The following is an 18,972-nucleotide window of genomic DNA, read 5'->3' on the forward strand; positions in this document are numbered from 1 at the left end:
CGCGTACATTCTCACGGATTATCAGGGACTCATGACTTAAGACGGTTTTCCGGCCCCGGGACCGAACCGCTGAATGACTTTTCTTTCCAAACGCTTTGCGCAGAAGCCCAAAGCGGCCTTGATTTCTTTCTCGACCATGCGCGTAGAAATGCCAAAGCGTTGGGAGATTTCCAGATGTGGCGCCTCTTCCAGACGCGCCGCCAGCAAGATTTTGCGCTGGCGCGGCGGTAGCGCATAAAGCGCCTTGATCAAAGACTGGATTTCTTTTTGGCCGCCAACCACTCGAGACGGGTCGAGGGCTTCATCGCTGGGCTGTAACAAGTCTGAGATCTCGCTGCCAGTCAACAGTCGCGCATCGGCCTGGCGACGGTCGGCGGCGATATTCAAGGCCATGCGGTAAAGGTAGGCGTTGGGTTGCAGGAGGTTGGGCGGCACCTCCATGCGGTCTACCCGCAAGTAGGTTTCGTGCAGCACGTCGCAGGCCAGGTCTTCGGAACCTAGGCGCTTGCGCAAACGCACCTTGAAGTCTTCGTAAGACGCCAGAAACAAACTGACCATGGTGCTGTGCCCGGTCTCTTTCATGACCCCGCCGCTCCTGTCCCTGCTGTACATTCCATGCGTGTTCCTGTGGTGTCGGGCATCAAAAGTAACGTCACCGGCAATTGCAGTGAACTGGGTGCCGGTCGCTCGACGCGGGTGGTGCTCAAATTGCGCACCAGCATCTCGTCGCGCTGCGTGTCACCCGTGGAACTGACTAGCCGGCTGTGCTCGATCAACCCTTCACGGTTGACCCATACCTGAATCAGTGCGCGGAAACTGCCTGGTCGGGTCAACGACGAACGACAGAGGCTGTACTCGATGGCTTGCTGCAAGGCTGCGGCGTAGCTGTTGTTGATGCGCGCAGCCGCTAACCGTGCCTTGGCTCCCCGCCCTTCTATCGGACGGCTGACTTCAGGCACTTGCAACGTGAAGGCATCACTACTGGCATATCGAGCCATCAAGCCACTCCCGGTCAGTAACACGCCCAAGGCTTGCTGGGCGGTGTAGCGGCCATGCACACCAATGGAACGCCTGTTTTGGGTTAACTCGCGATCCACCAGAATCGCCATGCCAGTGACCTGACTGAACGCTTGCAGTGCGTGTTCCAGATTTTGTGCGGGTAGGTCTAGCACCAGCAAAGGTGACTCATCCGTGTCCGCCAGCAAGGGGTGCGCCCACAGCAGTGCAAACAGCAAAGTCAGACACCTTGCTGCGTCACTCCATGCCCCTCGCTCGCCTTTTGCTTTGCGTCGCTGCACGGCTACCGCGTCCTACCAAAAACGTCATCCTGAAGGCTATTTATGAATCTGACGTTACAGTGATGGCAAAAAAACATCGCGCAGCCGACCAACACCTTGCACTACACTTTTGCTCCACAGCGGCCCTCCTTCCATGGCCCGCAAGGAGGCCCTGATGAAACTGCTCCCCGCCCTCGCCAGCCTATTTTTGTGTTTCGGTTTGCCATTGATCGCCCACGCCCAAGACGCCGATACAGGCTGCACCGAGGTCAAGGTTGATGGTTACAACGCCCCGGATTACGGCTGTTTGAGCCAGCAGTTAGGGAAGGATTCGAACGCGGCTAAAGCCACGCAAAAGAAGGGTGACGCGATGAACGTTCCGGTCGAGAAACGCCAGCCGAATCAGATCGGGCTGTCGACGCCTGCGGCCACCAGCGTACGCATGGGCAACACGTTTGGCACGTCGGTAAAACCGCAGCGGCCTTGAAAAACCTGGGCCGCTGCGCTGCGGCGACGGCTACAGAATCGCTCGGTAGAAGCCTGAGATACGGCGCCACATTTCGAGCGGATTCGAATACATCGGAAAGTGCCCGCAGGCCGGAATTTGCGCCAGTTGTACACCGGCGGCCGCAATGGATGACAGGTAAGACAGCGAGGCGTTCTGCTCGCCGTACATGAACATGCGCGGGCATTCTAGGCCGAGGAATTTGCCCATCAAATCGGCGTTATCGGACCAATCAACCATCGACTCGAATATTGCGCGTACCGCACCGACCCGTACCTTGTGTCGCAAACTCGCTGAATACAGGGCACTGGCGTAAGCCGGTGCGTGCCGCACACGTTCGATAAAGGCCGAGAAAAACACCTGGGGATCAGCACTCGGGTAATTAACTATTTGACAACTGAGAAAACAGTCTTCCGGGGCTATGTTGCCCTCAATATCGACGAAGCTAACGACTCGTTCAGGGAACTTATGCGCCAGCAGCAGCGCAGTGAGCCCGCCCATGGAGTGGCCCACCAGGTGGAAACGCTCGATGCCGTAGTGTTCAAGCACCTGAAGCGCGGTTTGCAGCAAAAAACCGATGGAGATGCTCGACAAATCATCACATTCGCTCTCACCACACCCTGGCGCGTCGTAAGCCAGAAACGGATGACCCGCCAACTGCGCTTGCAACACGATGTCGGCATAGTCTTCCTTGGTGGAGCCAAATCCATGCAGAAACACAATCGGTGTCAGTTCACCTTCGCGGTGGATGGCCGCTATGTTCAGTGATACACCCTCTACAGTGAGAGGCAGTTGGGACTGGGTAAAGGCCACGTATAAAACCTGCAAAGTTTAAAAACGGCCTCACTGTCATGGCTCTTAAGCCTTATGTACATTCCTTTTTGAGTAAGGTCTTGATACGCCAAACCTATCAAATCAGCCCCTTTAAACGCATGCCTTAGCGCGTAGCCGAGCAATAACTTCATCAATCAGCGGGTTCGGCCGATCCGCATTCCAGGCCACCGCCGTCGTCACCACCTTCAGTTTTTGACTAAGTGGACGAAACACCACATTCGCAGGCGCCAGTTTTTTCAATGACGCCGGCACCAGTGCAATGCTTTGCCCATAGCTGACAAAGGCAATTTGCGAGGCTACCGAGCGCACCTCGTGCAGCACGCGCGGGGAGAAGCCACTGTCCCGACACGTCGCGATGAGGTTGTCGAAATACACCGGGCTTACCTTGCGGGCAAACATCACCAAAGGCTCATTGGCCAGGCTGGACAGGCTTATTCGCGTGCGCGACGCCAACGGGTGATCGGCTGCCAAGGCCACGACTAAGCGATCCTCCAGTAACGGCAATGATTTAATGGAGGTGCCTAAGTCGCCATCCAGACGGGCGAAGGCCAGGTCAATGTCGGCTGACTCAAGCGCCGGGATCGCCTCAACGCTATCGATTTCCCGTACCGAAACGGTTAGGTGCGGATAGTCGACTTTCAGTTGTTCGATCAAGCGTGGCAGCACATCGAACATCGCTGTGGAAATGGCGCCGATGGTCAACATCCCCGACTGCCCCGCCACGGCTTCCTCCACGGCCAGCTCCAGACGTTCGAGCTGGTCGGCAAATTTACGCACTGCAGGCAAAATTGCGGCGCCCACCGGGGTCAACTTGGCGCCGCGTCGCGAGCGGTCAAAGAGTTTGACTTTGAGCGCCTGCTCGAGCACCTGGATTTGTTCGCTGAGCGGCGGCTGCGACATGCCCAGACGTTTGGCAGCACGGCCAAAATTCTGTTCTTCGGCAACCGCCAGGAACAACCAGAGGTGACGGATTAGACGAAAATTGATCATAAATATTCCATAGGTTTAACGTATCTAATGCTTCGGCTATTCGTAATATACCTATCAAACTGGCTCATCAACACTGGGCGCCTCCGTCACATTAGAGGCTACCCCATGACGCACCCTGCTTTGCTGGACCGCCTGGCCGCACTTGATACCAATACCGTGTCCGACGCCCTCGACTTTCTGGGTCTGGCGGGCGCCACCGTGGGCTTACGCCCCTTGTGGAATTGCCCAAAAATCGTCGGCCGTGCCAGCACCGTGTTGCTGGCTCCCAAGCTCGACACCGAACCCTCGGTGCACCTGATTACCCCGGTGGTTGAACAGATCGACAGCGACGATCGGGTGCTGGTCATTGCCGGAGGCCTCGAAGGCATTTCATGCTGGGGCGATATTCTGGCCAACGCCGCCGTGCGTAAACAGGTGCGCGGCACTGTTATCGACGGCTTAAGCCGCGACATCGACGGCAGCGCAGCAATTGGTTATCCGGTGTATGGGCGCGGGGTCACCATGATCAGCGCACGCAACCGGGTGATGCAGATTGCCGCAGCCGTCACCATCAACGTGGCAGGCGTCGATGTCAGCGAGAACGACTACGTGATAGCCGATAACTGCGGCACGGTGTTCATCCCCCACGCTCATATCGAGCACGTGCTCGACCTCGCGGAGCGTATCAACCGCCGACAAGCGGACATGGTTCTGGCGGTACGTGCTGGGCGCTCAGTCGCGGACGTCATGCACGACAGCCATTTCGATGCGATTCACTCGGAGCACGCATGATGACTACTCAAGATCAAGCACTGGTCGCCCTGTTTGCGGGGCTGGACACACCGGGCGTCTCTGATGCGCTGGACAAACTTGGGCTGCCCGGCCAGTGCTTTGGCATCGCGCCGCTGAACAACTACAGCACGGTCGTAGTGGGCCCCGCCTTCACTGTGCAGTACGTCTCGGCCAGCGTGCCGCCCGGAACTGTCGGCGACTTTATCGACGACGTCTCCCCCGGCGATGTTGTGGTGATCGACAACGGCGGGCGCACCGATTGCACGGTCTGGGGCGACATCATGACCCAGTACGCGGGCAGCCGGGCCATCGCGGCGACCGTGATCGACGGTGTTTGCCGGGACGTGAGCAAGGCGCTGAGTGACGGCTACCCGATGTTCAGCAAGGGCCGTTTCATGCGTACAGGCAAAGACCGCGTGCAGGTGCAGTCAGTCAACCAGCCCGTATCGATTGGCAGCGCCCGGGTCTGTGCCCGCGACATCGTGGTGGCCGACGCCAATGGCGTGGTGATTGTGCCGCGAGCACGGGCCGCAGAAGTCGCGGCGTGCGCCCGCCAGATTGAGTCGGTCGAAGCCCAGATTCGCAGCCTGCTCACACAAGGCAAAACCCTTGAACAAGCCCGAGCAGCCTTGGGTTATCACAGCGTGCAAAGGAAAGTCTGATGAGTACCGATATTCAGCGTCTGAACCAGCGTTTGGCCAGCGCGCAGCCATCGGCCACGTATCGCATCATCGACCGCGTGGCAGAGCGCCGGGCGCAAGGCGCGACCATCATTTCGCTGTGCGCAGGCGAGCCGGACTTCGATACCCCGGAACATGTGCGCAAGGCGGCGATTCAAGCCATTGAACATGGCCATACCCGTTACACCCAAGTCGCTGGCGTACGCTCATTGCGCGAAGCTGTTGCGGCTAAGTACAGGCGTGAAAACGGTCTGGATGTGAGTTGGCAAGACACGCTCGTGTGCTGCGGCGGCAAGCAGGTGATCTACAACGCCTTGGCTGCGACGCTCAACGAGGGTGATCAGGTTCTCGTACCGGCGCCTTATTGGGTCAGTTACCCCGAGATGGTTCAGGTGTGTGGCGGGGAGTCGCGGATCGTAACGTGCGATGCCGATTCAGGATTCAAACTGACCCCCGACGCATTGGCAGCAGCGATCACGCCCCAGACGCGCTGGTTGATCTTAAACTCGCCGTCCAATCCAACCGGTGCGGTATACAGCCGCGATGAACTGCAAGCGCTGGCCGAAGTGCTATTGGCCAACCCGCATGTACTGATCCTGGCCGACGACATCTACGAACACCTGATTTTCGACGATCAGGCGTTTTTCACCTTGGCCCAGGTTGAGCCGCGACTGGCGGCGAGAACCCTGACCATGAATGGCGTTTCCAAGGCGTACGCGATGACAGGTTGGCGCATCGGTTTTGCCACTGGGCCGCGCTGGCTGCTGGAGGCTATGGAGAAACTGCAAAGCCAGCAAACGTCGGGAGCCAGTTCTGTGTCGCAGCAGGCAGCGTTGGCGGCATTGGAGGGACCGAAGGACTTTATTCTGCAAAGTCGAACAGTGTTCCAGGCGCGTCGAGACAGCCTGGCTGAGCAGTTGAATGCCATTGGCGGACTTAAATGTGCGAGCCCGGCCGGTGCGTTTTATGTATTTGCCAATTGTGCTGGACTGATCGGTAGAACCACAGCCGCAGGACGCGTACTGCACAGCGACGAAGATGTGGCCCATGCATTACTCGACGAAGCCAATGTGGCTGTGGTGCCGGGCAGCGCTTTTGGTCTGGCGCCCTACTTTCGTATCGCCTATGCCTTAGATGAATCGTCACTGCGGGGTGCCTGCGAGGCGATTCGCGGGTTCTGCAACACCCTGACGTGAGCCTTGATCTGAGGAACGAGCTTGCCTCGCCATCTTTTGATCTTTTTATTTGAAACCCAGTTTGAGGACGTCACGGCACACAAATGCAGGCGCTGCGGGTACAATCGCCGACCCTTCATCACCACCAAGGATTACCCATGTCCGGGCTTGAACTGTTTGCCGCCGTGCTAGGCGTCATTGCCGTTTGGTTAACAGTCAAACAAAACCCTTGGTGCTGGCCTATCGGGCTGGTGATGGTGTTGCTCTACAGCTGGATTTTCTTCGATGTGAAGCTGTACTCCGACATGCTGCTGCAAGTGGTGTACGCAGTGCTGCAGTTGTATGGCTGGTGGCAGTGGACCCGTGCAGGCGCCCAGCATCAAGGCCGCCAGGTCACGTCGCTGAACGCGCGGCAAATTTCGACCGGCTTGGCTATCGGGGGCGTGGGTAGCCTTGCGCTCGGCGCCGCCATGGCCCACTGGACAGACGCCGCCCAACCTTGGCTAGACGCAGCGCTGACGGCTTTTAGTCTGGTCGCCCAGTTATGGATGGCCCAGAAACGCCTGCAATGCTGGGCACTTTGGTTTGTCGTGGATGTAATCTTCGTCGGCCTGTTTGTCTACAAAGGGTTGTACCTGACCGCCGGGCTGTATGCATTGTTCACCGTCATCGCCATTCAGGGATGGCGGGACTGGCGCCTCGACCCGGCACTGCGCACATGAAGGTGGTGGTACTGGCGGGCCCGGAATCCAGCGGTAAAAGCTGGCTAGCGGAGCAATTGCAGGCACACTTTGGCGGCATTTTGGTGGGTGAATACGTGCGTTATTTCATCGAAAAAAATGCACGCGATACCTGTCTCGAAGACATACCAGCCATCGCTCGTGGCCAACTCGACTGGGAAGATCAGGCCCGCGCCCTGCGACCTCTGTTACTGATTCTGGACACTCACTTGCTGAGCAATATGCTCTGGAGCAAGACCTTGTTTGGCGACTGCCCGCCTTGGCTTGAACCTGAGTTGCTTAACCGTCATTACGATCTACATTTGCTGCTGTCGCCCGACGATGTGGAGTGGACGCAAGACGGCCAGCGCTGCCAGCCCTCTCTCGCTGAGCGGCAGTTGTTTTTTAATGCCAGTCGGCAATGGCTGGAACTGCATCAACAACCTCTGCAAGTGATTACCGGCGATTGGCAGGCTCGACAATTACAGGCTTTCGGCGCCGTCGAACAGTTACTGGCTTAAACTGCAAAAGTGTCCATTTTTGAAACACTCACCGCCCAGTGGAGCCTTGTTAATACAAGGTTCTGGTATTGCTCCGGCAATCTGTAACAGTCTTGAAACACTGTACAAGACCGTTGCCACTTCATTTGTGGCAGGGCCTTTTAATGCATTAGTGGCTTTAAGCCATATCAGAACTGATACACTTCTTGAGTGCGTCGGTTAATGGTTCTTTCCAAGCCGTTGTTCTTAAAAAGAAAATAAAATTCGGCATATGTTTTGCTGTGTGTTAATCAGCCCGATATTCCAACTAGAACGCCCAACTGCTTAGCCTGCTGATAAAGAACGGAGTCTGACATGCAACCGATCGACGCTTTAAAACCTCTGGCATTTGCACTCGCGGCTTTGATCGCTGCCGCAGTACAAACGCCAGGTACTAACGAATTTGATGCTTGTGCAACAACCGATAAAAAGTAGGCCTCGATACGCCCAATACTTTGGCAGCCACACTCAAGTTGTTCGAGTACCGATGCAGTACATCGGATAAGGCCTGACGCTCCGCACGTACTTTGTAGTCTTCAAGGGTCCCCATGACAGTAGGTTGCTCTTCCAGCCCCAGATCGGCGGCTTCAATTTGCCGCCCTTCCGCCAGTACCAGTCCACGTCGAACACGGTTGGCTAGTTCGCGGACGTTGCCAGGCCAAGGGTGATTGCCCAGCGCAATCAGTGCGCCCTCACTGAATGAGCGCGAACGGCGGCCCGTCTCCTGACTGTAGAGGCGCGAAAAGTGGTTGGCCAGCAGACTCATGTCACCGTGGCGCTCACGCAAAGGTGACATTTGCACCTGCAATACGTTAAGTCGGTAGTACAGGTCTTCACGAAAGTGCCCCTGAGCGATGGCCGCTTCAAGATCAACATGGGTGGCCGCAAGAACGCGCACATCGACAGCAATCGGCTTGCCGCCGCCAACGCGTTCAATGTGTTTTTCTTGCAGGAAGCGCAGCAGGCTAGCTTGCAACTCCAGAGGCAGGTCACCGATTTCGTCTAGAAACAGCGTGCCACCGTTGGCGGTTTCGATACGCCCGATCTTGCGTTGATGGGCTCCAGTGAAAGCGCCTTTTTCATGACCGAACAACTCTGATTGAATCAAATGCTCCGGGATGGATCCGCAATTGATCGCGACAAAGGGCTGATCATGACGCTTGGACTGACGATGCAGGGTACGTGCGACCAGTTCTTTGCCTGTACCGCTTTCGCCGCGGATCAAGATCGGCGATTGGGTGGGAGCGAACTTACCCAACAATTTTCGCAAGTCACGAACGCTTCGGCTTTCACCAAGGAGTTCATGGGCAGGGCTATCGTCAGGGTTTAACGTTTGGACGCGCAAACGGGACATGCCAAACGCTCGACCGAGCGTGACCTGAAACCGTGACACATCAAACGGCAAGGTATGGAAATCAAAAAACCATTCGTAAACAAAGTCACCCACATTTTTCATTTTCAAAACATCAGCACTCAGCACTGCGATCCATTCAATTGCGCTGCGGTTGATCATTTCTTTAACCGCTTCGGGACGCTCCAGGTGCGAAGGCAACAACCTGAGCAAACCAACATCACCAGAGCGATTGATGACCGACTCCAGGCTGCAACTGTCCACCGACCAGCCAATACGTTGAAGCTCTGGTAGTAGCTGGCGACAATCTTCACACGGATCTACCACTAACAGGCGTCGAGGTGAGGAGAGTGCGAACATGACTGATCCTTGGCGTCGAAAATAAAAAGAGTTTTAGAAACATAGTGTTGGGGAGAATGACGTAAAAGTAGCAACAAGTGTGGTGGGGACTTGTACCGTTTATTTATAAGCGCAATAGCAATATGACATTAGCCAACGCGAACAGATGAACAACGGGTTTATCGGCCACTTAAACGGATACGTGCAGATCGAGCAGAATTGATTTAAATCCAGCTGATAAAAATTTTTTTAAAAAAATCACGTATCTGTGTGACCTGAACCGGCTTTGGAGGCATCAGTACAAGTAACCAACCGAACGGTACGCCCAGCCGACGGTTAATCATTTGATGGGCACCCATGAGAGATGACCCTATGAACGCCCCGCTCCGTTTCAACGAAGCACTTTTGATCGCCGGCCACGCCTTTGAACCTTTTCAATGTGTTGCTTGGGCAGCGCAAGACGGTCACGGCGAATTAAGCCTGACAGTCATTGACCGCACCAACACCCGCATCGGTCGCAAGCAGATCCCGCGCAGCGCCTGCTCCGATGCCGCCCAACTCGAACACCTGTTAGCACAAGCCCGCACCGAGTTGAGCAACGAAGGGTACGCCCTTCAACCGTGGGTCATGCCCGCTTAATAGCCATACACCCTCCCGTAGGAGCGAACTTGCTTCGCGATCTTTTGATCGTTAAAAGTTCGCCCCTACAGTGGGTTATGCGTCGATATGTTGATATTCAATCCCCATATCTGTAGCCATTTGCTGGGCCCGGCCCAAACGAATCGGCCCTCTTTCTATATCAATCAGCAGCCCCGGACAGTCCAGTCTAGGCAACGACGACAGCTCTTTTAAGCGTCCATCGGTGACCAATAGAAACCGTTGTTGCTCATGGGCAAATTGCTTGCGACGCACCTCAAGCCAGCGTGCGACTTCCTGCAACGCGTCCAGCAATGGCGTGCCACCGCCAGCCCCCAACGTCTCCAGCCACTGGTCCAGCGCTTTTGAAGCCTTGGCACCGCTCACGTGCCATTGCGGCGCACGGCCGCTCGCGGTCATCACTGCCACCCTGACCCGCTGGCGATAAGCATCGTCGAACAGTTGCGCCAGCAAACCCTTCGCATCACTCAATGCCTGATGCCTGCGGGTTGATGCAGAAGCATCAATCACCACCAGCCACAGTTCTTGAACTGCACGTTTGCGTGTTTTATGGGCCAGGTCTTTGCGCGCTTTCGGGCGACCACGCAGCAGGGTGTGCACCCAATCAATCGCGCCACTGTCGGCACGGCGACTGGCGCCCTGATTGCCGTGTTCGAGTGTCCCCGTCCCGGGTTTGGCATCCGCCCCCGCAGTTGATCGAGGGCGAATGCCTAGGGCTTTTTTGGCCAGCTCGGCACTTCTCGACGCGCACCCATGGTTTGCGGTTGCGCCGGTAACTCACCCCATTGCCCCTGCCCTGAGCTGGCAGAATTGCCTGCCGATTGCGCAGGTGATTGTGGCTCGGGGGTGGGCGCTTGCGGGGTTTGCTCACGACGACGATGACGCAAGGCAAACTCGGCGACCGCGTCAATGTCATCCCGGCTGATGGCCCCTGCACCGCGCCAGGCCGCATGCGCCCGCGCCGCTCGCAGCCAGACGAGGTCGGCACGCAGGCCATCAACACCCGCAGCGAAACAACGCTCGGTAATCACGGCCAGCGATTGATCATCCAGTTCAATCTGCTGCAAGCCATCTCGCGCCTGCTGGCAACGTTGACGCAGCGCGTCTTGCGCATTGGCCCAACGCGCACAAAAAACCTGCGGCTCGGCATCAAAGGCTAACCGGCGACGGATGATTTCTGAGCGCTCCGTCGGCTGAGGCTGGCTATTCATGGCCACGTTCAAGCCAAAACGATCGAGCAGTTGCGGGCGCAGTTCGCCCTCTTCAGGGTTCATGGTGCCGATCAGCACAAACCGCGCCGGGTGGCGATGGGAAATACCATCACGCTCCACCACATTGATGCCGCTGGCGGCGACGTCCAGTAACACATCCACCAAATGATCGGCCAACAGGTTAACTTCATCGACGTACAACACCCCGCCATCGGCCTTGGCCAATACACCGGGGCTGAATTGCGCTTTGCCCTGGCCCAGCGCCGCGTCCAGATCAAGTGTGCCAACCAAGCGTTCTTCAGTTGCGCCCAACGGCAACGTTACGAACGGACCACTGGCGAGCACATCGGCCAGGCCACGCGCCAGGGTCGACTTGGCCATGCCGCGCGGGCCTTCGATCAACACACCGCCAATTTTCGGGTCAATCGCCGTCAGGCACAGCGCCAGTTTCAATGAGTCCGCGCCGACCACCGCCGACAGCGGGAAATGGGGGGTGTCCGTCATGTGTTTGGTTTCCAATAATCAAATTCCTGTGGCTGCTGCCGTAAGAAGCGGCCACAACGTTACTCAGTCTTCTTCGATGTCCAGCAACAGATCTTCCAACGCCTGGCGGTAGTCGCCCGGCTCGCTCCACAACCCGCGCTGCTGTGCTTCAAGCAAACGCTCGGTCATGTCGCGCAGCGCATGCGGGTTGTGTTGTTGTACAAATTCACGGGTGTCTGGGTCCAGCAGGTAAGCATCGGCCAACAACGCGTATTGGTGGTCGTCGATTAACTGGGTGGTGGCGTCAAAGGCAAAAAGATTATCGAGGGTTGCCGCCATCTCGAATGCGCCCTTGTAGCCATGGCGTTTAACCCCCTCGATCCACTTCGGATTAGCCGCCCGCGAACGGATTACCCGGTTCAGCTCTTCCTTGAGGGTGCGAATTTTCGGCAAGTCGGGCTGGCTGTGGTCGCCATGGTAGCTGGCAGCCGTTGTGCCACTCAGGCTTTCGACTGCCGCCAGCATCCCGCCTTGGAACTGGTAATAGTCGTTGGAATCAAGCAAGTCGTGCTCGCGGTTGTCCTGATTCTGCACCACCGCCTGCACCTGGCTCAGGCGCTGGGCAAACTGGTCACGCGCCGCCGTGCCCTCATCGGCGCCGCCATAGGCGTAGCCGCCCCAGTTCAGATACACCTCGGCCAGGTCCTCGCGGCTTTGCCACAAGCGACCATCAATCGCGTTTTGTACGCCTGCGCCATAAGCTCCGGGTTTAGCACCGAAAATACGCCAGCCCGCCTGACGCGCCGCCAGCTCCGGGGCCATGCCGTCGCGCTCAAGCTGTTCGCGCTCACGGCGCACTTTAGTGGCCAGCGGGTTTAAATCATCGGGCTCGTCCAGCGCAGCCACCGCTTGGACGGCCGCATCGAACAGGCGGATCAAGTTGGCAAAGGCATCGCGGAAGAACCCCGAAACGCGCAAGGTCACATCGACCCGTGGCCTGTCGAGCAGGCTGACCGGCAAGATTTCAAAGTCATCCACGCGCTGGCTGCCGGTGGCCCATACCGGGCGTACGCCCATTAGCGCCATGGCCTGAGCAATGTCGTCGCCCCCGGTACGCATGGTCGCCGTGCCCCAGACCGAGAGTCCAAGCTGACGCAGATGATCACCATGGTCTTGCAGGTGACGTTCAAGAATCAGGTTGGCGGACTGGAAGCCGATACGCCAGGCGGTGGTCGTGGGCAAGTTGCGCACGTCTACCGAGAAGAAGTTACGCCCGGTGGGCAGCACGTCCAGCCGTCCCCGGCTCGGCGCACCGCTTGGCCCCGCAGGCACAAAACGCCCCCCTAAAGCATCGAGCAAACCCTGCATCTCGGCCGGGCCGCAGGCATCCAGACGCGGCGCCACAACCGCCAGCAATGCGTCGAAAATGGAGCGCACGTCGGCCCACTGTTCGGCATCGGACAATTGCAAGCGACCTTCCAGCGCCTCCTCAATTAACTGCGCGGCGTACAATTCCAGTCGTTCGCGGGTATCTCCCGCCGTGCGCCATAGCTCCACGTCAACGGCTTGCAATTCGGGCGGCTGCCGCGTCACCCAAGGCTCGGCCAGTGCGCAATCCAACGGATCGAAACCCAATTCAAAGGCTTTGGCCAACGCCCGCAACAGGCTTGACTGAGCACCACGACCATCGCCACGGGGAATTCGCAGCAACGCCAGCAAGGTGTCGATGCGTAGCCGCCCGGCCGGTGACTCACCAAAAATATGCAGCCCATCGCGGATTTGCGACTCTTTTAAATCGCACAAGTAGGTGTCCAGACGCGGCAACCAAATCGCCGCATCGGCGTCGCTGTCGAGGTGTTCGTCCAGTTGCAGCTCACGATCGATGTGGGTGTCACGCACCAACTTCAGAATGTCGCGCTGCAACTCTCGGGCGCGGCGAGGGTCGAGCAATTGCGCTTCGTAATACTCGTCGGCCAGCAGTTCAAGATCGCGCAGCGGGCCGTAGGTTTCAGCCCGGGTCAACGGCGGCATCAAGTGGTCGATGATCACGGCCTGAGTGCGGCGCTTGGCCTGCGCACCCTCGCCCGGGTCGTTGACGATAAACGGGTACACATTCGGCATGGGGCCGAGAATCGCGTCGGGCCAACACTGCTCCGACAATCCGACGCCTTTACCCGGCAGCCACTCCAGGTTGCCGTGTTTACCAACGTGCACCACGGCGTGGGCGCCGTAGGTGTGGCGCAGCCAGAAGTAAAACGCCAAGTACGCGTGTGGCGGCACCAGGTCCGGGTCGTGATAGACCGCGCTAGCGTCCACCTGATAACCACGTGCTGGCTGAATGCCAACAAAGGTCAAACCAAAACGCAGCCCGGCGACCATCAGACGGCCGCTGCGAAACATCGGGTCTTCTTGCGGCGCGCCCCAGCGCTCATTGACCGCGTGCTGATTGGCCTCGGGCAACTGGCTGAACATCGCCCAATACTCGTCCAGCCCCATGCTCTGATGGCATGGGCGCAGGTCAAGGCTGTCGAGGTCGTTACTGACGCCACCCAACAAAGCCTGAATTAATGCGGTGCCAGACGCTGGCAACTCAGCGTCCAGCGGATAACCCTGCTTCTGCAAGGCCCGCAGGATATTCAGCGCAGCGGCTGGCGTATCGAGCCCCACGCCATTACCGATGCGACCATCACGGGTCGGGTAGTTGGCCAGAATCAGGGCGATGCGCTTTTGCGAGTTCGCCACGCAGGCCAGTTCAACCCAGCGCCGCGCCAGTTCGGCGACAAAGTCCATACGTTCAGGCTGGGCGCGATAGCACACCACATCCGACTGGCTGCGCTCACTGCGCCAGGCCAGGTCTTTAAAGCTGATGGGACGGCTGATGATTCGCCCGTCCAGTTCGGGCAAGGCAATGTGCATCGCCAGATCACGCGGGCCAAGGCCTTGCTCACTGTCGCGCCAGCCGGGTTCGTTGTCTTGGGCACAAATCGCCTGAATCACCGGGATATTGCGCCGGAACGGGCGCAAGTGCGGCGCTTCGGGACTGGACTGGGCAAAACCGGTGGTATTGAGAATGACCCCGGCCTCGACCTCATCGAGCAGGTCTTGAACCACCGTCAGGCAGCCCGGCTCTTTAAGGCTGGCGACTGCAATCGGCAAAGGATTAAGCCCAGCCGCCTGCAAACGCTGACAAAACACATCGACAAACGCGGTATTGGCCGCTTGCAAGTGCGAGCGATAAAACAGTAGCGCCGCCACCGGCTGCCCGGCGCACCAGTCGGCCTGCCAGTGCTTGAGTTCGGGGCTGGCGTGCTGTGGGTGGTAGATCGCAGTGCGCGGCAAGGTCTGCGGCTCATCCCATGCGTAATCGCGGCCTAGGCATTGGCTGGCCAAGCAGCGATAGAGTTGCAGGGCGTTATGCCGCCCACCTTGGCGCAAAAAGTGCCACAGGCGCTCAGCCTGCTCGGCGGGCACAGTGCTCAAGGCGCTCAGTTCCGGGTCAGGGCGGTCATCGCCTGGTACCAGAATCAACGTGACGCCGCGCTCGGCCAACTGCATCAGGCGCTCAATGCCGTAGCGCCAATAACCAATCCCGCCGTGTAAGGACAGCAGAATTACTGTGGCGTGTTGCAGCACTTGGTCGACGTACAGATCGACCGAGCCATGGTTTTGCACCTGCATCGGGTTTGCTAGACGCAGGCTTGGATAATCTTCAGGCAACTGCTGCGCGGCGTCCGCGAGCAGTGCCAAGCTTGAATCACCGCTGCACAGGATCACCAGCTCGGCGGGGGTTTGGCCTAAGTCGGCAATGTTGTCGTCCGATACAAAGCCACCGGGCTGGGTCCTGAGCAAATGCATGGTTTAAACGCTCAACGCTGCACGCAGGGTGGACTCAAGCAGTACGGCGTCCAGGTCCTGGCCGATCAGTACCAATTTGGTGGTGCGGGCTTCGTCATGGCCCCAGGCGCGGTCGAAGTGCTTGTCAAAACGCGTACCCACGCCCTGAATCAGCAAGCGCATCGGTTTGCCAGGAATGGCCGCAAAGCCTTTAACCCGCAAGATGTCGTGCTTGACGACCAACTGCGTCAAGGCGTCCAGCAGCACGCGCTCTTCTGCTTGTGGCAGTTCAATAGAGATGGAGTCGAAGGCATCGTGGTCGTGATCGTCGTGGTCATCATCGCCATCGTGGTGATGGTCGTGGTGGCTGTGACGGCTATCAATATGGTCTTCGGAACCGGCGCCCAGACCCAGCAAGATGTCCAGTGGCAGACGGCCGCTGCTGGCTTCGATGATTTTCACCGCAGGTGGCAGTTCTTCAGCCACTTCAGCACGGACCTTGGCCAGATCTTCAGGGTCGATCAGGTCAGCTTTGTTGAGGATCACCAAGTCAGCGCTGGCCAGTTGGTCGGCAAACAACTCGTGCAACGGCGACTCGTGGTCCAGGTTAGGGTCGAGTTTGCGCTGGGCATCCACCTGATCTGGGAAGGCGGCAAAGGTGCCGCGCGCAACGGCCGGGCTGTCGACCACGGTGATGACGGCGTCAACGGTGCAGGCGCTGCGAATTTCTGGCCACTGGAACGCTTGAACAAGCGGCTTTGGCAGCGCCAGACCCGAGGTTTCAATCAGGATGTGGTCGATGTCACCACGACGGGCAACCAGTTCGCGCATCACCGGGAAGAATTCTTCTTGCACCGTGCAGCACAGACAGCCGTTGGCCAGCTCATAGACGCGGCCGTTGGCTTCTTCTTCTGTGCAGCCGATAGAGCATTGTTTGAGGATTTCGCCGTCGATACCCAACTCGCCGAATTCGTTCACGATAACCGCAATGCGGCGACCTTGAGCGTTGTCCAGCATGTGACGGAGCAAGGTGGTTTTGCCCGAACCGAGAAAGCCGGTAACGATAGTGACGGGAGTTTTGGCCAGTGTTTTCATCGGATGCCCTTTGGTAAAGCGGCGGGCATACGGGACGACGACCGCCTCATAAGAGCGGTAAACATTCGCCACCGGATCACCCCGCCCGGTTGAAATAAGAATCTGACACGAGGCAGGTCTCCTGGCTTACGGTTAGGGAGCTGCCATTGGCAGCTCCAAACCCTGCGCCTTCCCGCGTATCAAGCAGTGGCATAGCAGGGTAATTGACCGTTCACAGTTGCGGGGGCAGCCGCGGCATACCGCGTTCCCGTCTTAGCTTCGCATTGCGAAGAACCTCGAACGTGCAAGGCTACGCAGTGCTTTGTAACAGGTCAATGTTGGCGCTGTGCTGAGGCGTCTGAGCCCGGTGTGCCAACGACATCCCTTCGTTCAGCCGCCGTTCAGCCAATGAAATCGATTCTTGTTTGGCAATACGTATCAATATGTTACAAATTGGCACTACCAATTCGTAACGCGGTGTTCTGTCCATGCTGGTTCCATTTCTGATCATGCTGCGCGAAGGTATTGAAGCCGCGCTTATCGTCGGCATTATTGCCAGCTACCTTAAGCAAACCGGGCGTGGGCAGTGGATGCCTGCGGTCTGGATCGGGGTTTTCCTCGCTGCAGCCTTGTCATTGTTGGTCGGCGGCGGCTTGGAACTGATGAGCGCCGAATTCCCGCAAAAGCAGCAGGAACTGTTCGAAGGCATCGTCGGCCTGATCGCCGTTGGCATTCTCAGCTCCATGGTGTTTTGGATGCGCAAGGTCGCCCGTTCGATCAAGCATTCTCTGCACACCTCTCTGGATCACGCCCTCGCCGGCTCCAAACATCAGGTCACCGCACTGATTGCCATGGTGTTTTTCGCAGTGGCTCGTGAAGGGTTGGAAACTGTCTTTTTCCTGCTCGCGGTGTTCCAGCAAAGCGAAGGCCCGGCCGCACCACTGGGCGCCCTGCTTGGGCTGATTCTGGCGATCTGCGTAGGCTTTGCTATTTATAGCGGCAGCATGCGCCTGAACTTGGGCCTGTTCTTCCGCTGGACCGGCCTGTTCATTCTGGTGGTCGCCGCCGGTATTTTGGCCAATTCGGTGCAAGCCCTGCATGAAGCCGGGGTGTGGAACCACCTGCAAGATGTGGTCTTCGACATTAGCGCCGCGCTGCCGATGGACGGCCCGCTGGGTTCGATCCTGGCCGGGATGTTCGGCTATCAAGACGAACCCACTGTCAGTGTGATCGGCGCCTATGTGCTTTATCTGGTGGTCACGCTGGTCATGTTCTTCCGTTCGCCGGCACCGCCCAAGGCCATCCAACCCTCTTCAGTGACAAACTCATAAGGTCCTGCATGTCTAACCCTGCAAGCGGTACTCCCCCACGCGCGCTGCGCTGGGCAGTGGCCGGCTCGGTGATCGTAATGATCGCGGCCGGCGGGTTGTTCTACTACGCCTCGCAACTGGCTGCGGCCAAACGCAAGGTACACAGCAATGAAATTACCGTGACGATTCACCCTCACAGTTGCGAACCGAACGCGCTGACCGTGCCCGCCGGCCTCAACAGTTTCCGTATCGTTAATGCCTCGGAGCGCGCCGTCGAATGGGAAATCCTTGACGGCGTGCTGGTTATCGAAGAACGCGAGAACATTGCTCCCGGCCTCAGTCAGGTGATCAACGCTAACCTTGCTCCCGGTGATTACGCCATTACCTGCGGCCTGCTCAGCAACCCGCGCGGCACCCTGCATGTAACACCGACTGCTGAATCGGAAGCCAGCGCCAAGGCGCGCCCATCAATGGTGGCGTTCATCGGCCCCTTGTCGGAGTTCCGGGTGTACTTGAGCAGCCAGGGCAACGCGCTGATCCAAGCCGTTGACGCATTGTCGCAAGCGATTGCCAGCGGCGACGTGCAGCAGGCGCAGGCTCAATATGTACCCGCACGCGAGGCGTATCAGCGCCTGGCCCCGGCCGCGCAACGCCTGGCTGAACTGGACAACGCGATCAACGCCCGTGCCGACTACTTCGAAAAACGCGAACAGGACCCGGGTTTCAGCGGTTTCCACCGCCTGGAATACGGTCTGTTTGAGCAACGCAGCACCCAAGGCCTGGCGCCGATTGCCGAGCAATTACAAGCCAATGCGGTACTGCTCAAGCAACAGTTGCTGGCGCAATCCCTGCCGCCCGAGCAGTTGGTCAATACTGTTTCGCGCACCCTGCACAACCTGGCGGACACCCATGCCGCCAGCGGCGAAGAAGAACGCTACAGCCACATCGACCTGAACGGTTTCGCCGCCAACCTTGAAACCACGCGCAAGGTGGTCGATCTGTTGCGCCCGTTATTGGCTAAAAACAATGCCGACATCCTCGGCAAAATTGATGCCGCCAGTTCCGCTCTAGACGCCGAACTCAGCAGCCTGAAAACCGAAAAAGGCTACCTCACGTACGACACGGTGAGTGCAGCCCAGCGTCAAGAAATCAGTCACAAGGCCAAGGCTCTGGCCGATGCACTCGATGGAATCGACCCAGCCCTCGGCCTTTCCGGCCTGTAA

Annotated in this window: 18 protein-coding genes and 1 riboswitch; of the genes, 9 read left to right on the forward strand and 9 right to left on the reverse strand. The window is 58.1% G+C overall.

The annotated features are described in order from the left end of the window. Nucleotides 1-36: 36 nt before the first annotated feature. A complete protein-coding gene (locus tag B347_RS0110295) occupies nucleotides 37-582 on the reverse strand; it encodes an RNA polymerase sigma factor (protein ID WP_019409635.1) in 546 nt (181 codons plus the stop codon). Beyond that, the gene (locus B347_RS0110300) at nucleotides 579-1,235 is read right to left on the reverse strand and encodes an STN domain-containing protein (protein WP_019409636.1); all 657 of its coding nucleotides are present in this window, start codon (nucleotides 1,233-1,235) and stop codon (nucleotides 579-581) included. Before B347_RS0110300 ends, B347_RS0110295 begins: the two co-directional genes overlap by 4 nt. A 217-nt stretch (nucleotides 1,236-1,452) precedes the next feature. Between B347_RS0110300 and B347_RS0110305 the strand changes: the two genes are divergently transcribed. Continuing rightward, nucleotides 1,453-1,764, forward strand: coding sequence for a hypothetical protein (locus B347_RS0110305; RefSeq protein ID WP_019409637.1), 312 nt, complete (start codon nucleotides 1,453-1,455; stop codon nucleotides 1,762-1,764). Nucleotides 1,765-1,794: 30 nt separating this feature from the next. On the opposite strand, the gene B347_RS0110310 is transcribed toward B347_RS0110305, so the two are convergent. Next, the gene (locus tag B347_RS0110310; RefSeq protein ID WP_019409638.1) at nucleotides 1,795-2,595 is read right to left on the reverse strand and encodes an alpha/beta fold hydrolase; all 801 of its coding nucleotides are present in this window, start codon (nucleotides 2,593-2,595) and stop codon (nucleotides 1,795-1,797) included. Between the two features lie 111 nt (nucleotides 2,596-2,706). Next, complete coding sequence (locus B347_RS0110315) at nucleotides 2,707-3,606, reverse strand: LysR family transcriptional regulator (protein ID WP_019409639.1); 900 nt, start codon at nucleotides 3,604-3,606, stop codon at nucleotides 2,707-2,709. Nucleotides 3,607-3,711: 105 nt separating this feature from the next. On the opposite strand from B347_RS0110315, the gene B347_RS0110320 reads away from it, so the two are divergent. The 5 genes from B347_RS0110320 to B347_RS0110340 all read left to right on the forward strand — a co-directional run bounded on the left by B347_RS0110320 (nucleotide 3,712) and on the right by B347_RS0110340 (nucleotide 7,472). Further along, on the forward strand, nucleotides 3,712-4,377 hold the full coding sequence (locus B347_RS0110320; protein ID WP_019409640.1) for an RraA family protein: 666 nt from the start codon (nucleotides 3,712-3,714) through the stop codon (nucleotides 4,375-4,377). Further along, a complete protein-coding gene (locus B347_RS0110325) occupies nucleotides 4,377-5,039 on the forward strand; it encodes an RraA family protein (RefSeq protein ID WP_026014104.1) in 663 nt (220 codons plus the stop codon). Before B347_RS0110320 ends, B347_RS0110325 begins: the two co-directional genes overlap by 1 nt. Then, a complete protein-coding gene (locus B347_RS0110330; protein ID WP_019409642.1) occupies nucleotides 5,039-6,253 on the forward strand; it encodes a pyridoxal phosphate-dependent aminotransferase in 1,215 nt (404 codons plus the stop codon). Before B347_RS0110325 ends, B347_RS0110330 begins: the two co-directional genes overlap by 1 nt. A 137-nt stretch (nucleotides 6,254-6,390) precedes the next feature. Continuing rightward, on the forward strand, nucleotides 6,391-6,954 hold the full coding sequence (pnuC, locus tag B347_RS0110335; RefSeq protein ID WP_019409643.1) for a nicotinamide riboside transporter PnuC: 564 nt from the start codon (nucleotides 6,391-6,393) through the stop codon (nucleotides 6,952-6,954). Further along, nucleotides 6,951-7,472, forward strand: coding sequence for an AAA family ATPase (locus B347_RS0110340; RefSeq protein ID WP_019409644.1), 522 nt, complete (start codon nucleotides 6,951-6,953; stop codon nucleotides 7,470-7,472). Before pnuC ends, B347_RS0110340 begins: the two co-directional genes overlap by 4 nt. Nucleotides 7,473-7,884: 412 nt before the next feature. Here B347_RS0110340 and B347_RS0110345 read toward each other — a convergent pair whose 3' ends face one another. Then, complete coding sequence (locus B347_RS0110345; protein ID WP_019409645.1) at nucleotides 7,885-9,201, reverse strand: sigma-54 dependent transcriptional regulator; 1,317 nt, start codon at nucleotides 9,199-9,201, stop codon at nucleotides 7,885-7,887. Between the two features lie 351 nt (nucleotides 9,202-9,552). Between B347_RS0110345 and B347_RS0110355 the strand changes: the two genes are divergently transcribed. Beyond that, nucleotides 9,553-9,819, forward strand: a complete 267-nt coding sequence (locus B347_RS0110355; RefSeq protein ID WP_019409647.1) for a hypothetical protein — start codon at nucleotides 9,553-9,555, stop codon at nucleotides 9,817-9,819. Between the two features lie 75 nt (nucleotides 9,820-9,894). Here the strand turns inward: B347_RS0110355 and B347_RS0110360 are convergent, their stop codons facing one another. From B347_RS0110360 to cobW, 4 genes are all read right to left on the reverse strand, one after another. Then, nucleotides 9,895-10,437 carry a VWA domain-containing protein gene (locus B347_RS0110360; RefSeq protein ID WP_019409648.1) on the reverse strand — a complete coding sequence of 181 codons (543 nt, stop codon included), beginning with the start codon at nucleotides 10,435-10,437 and terminating at the stop codon, nucleotides 9,895-9,897. A 110-nt stretch (nucleotides 10,438-10,547) separates the two neighbouring features. Next, entirely contained in the window at nucleotides 10,548-11,552 is a 1,005-nt protein-coding gene (locus B347_RS0110365) for an ATP-binding protein (protein WP_026014105.1), read from the reverse strand. Between the two features lie 63 nt (nucleotides 11,553-11,615). Beyond that, nucleotides 11,616-15,386 carry a cobaltochelatase subunit CobN gene (gene cobN / locus B347_RS0110370; protein ID WP_019409650.1) on the reverse strand — a complete coding sequence of 1,257 codons (3,771 nt, stop codon included), beginning with the start codon at nucleotides 15,384-15,386 and terminating at the stop codon, nucleotides 11,616-11,618. 3 nt (nucleotides 15,387-15,389) lie between these two features. Beyond that, nucleotides 15,390-16,460, reverse strand: coding sequence for a cobalamin biosynthesis protein CobW (cobW, locus tag B347_RS0110375; protein ID WP_019409651.1), 1,071 nt, complete (start codon nucleotides 16,458-16,460; stop codon nucleotides 15,390-15,392). 94 nt (nucleotides 16,461-16,554) lie between these two features. Further along, nucleotides 16,555-16,753, reverse strand: a riboswitch (cobalamin riboswitch). A gap of 174 nt (nucleotides 16,754-16,927) precedes the next feature. On the opposite strand from cobW, the gene efeU reads away from it, so the two are divergent. Further along, complete coding sequence (efeU, locus tag B347_RS0110385; RefSeq protein ID WP_019409653.1) at nucleotides 16,928-17,770, forward strand: iron uptake transporter permease EfeU; 843 nt, start codon at nucleotides 16,928-16,930, stop codon at nucleotides 17,768-17,770. Between the two features lie 8 nt (nucleotides 17,771-17,778). Then, nucleotides 17,779-18,972, forward strand: coding sequence for an iron uptake system protein EfeO (gene efeO, locus B347_RS0110390; protein WP_019409654.1), 1,194 nt, complete (start codon nucleotides 17,779-17,781; stop codon nucleotides 18,970-18,972).

Source organism: Pseudomonas psychrophila HA-4 (genome assembly GCF_000282975.1).
Classification (GTDB): Bacteria; Pseudomonadota; Gammaproteobacteria; order Pseudomonadales; family Pseudomonadaceae; genus Aquipseudomonas; species Aquipseudomonas psychrophila_A.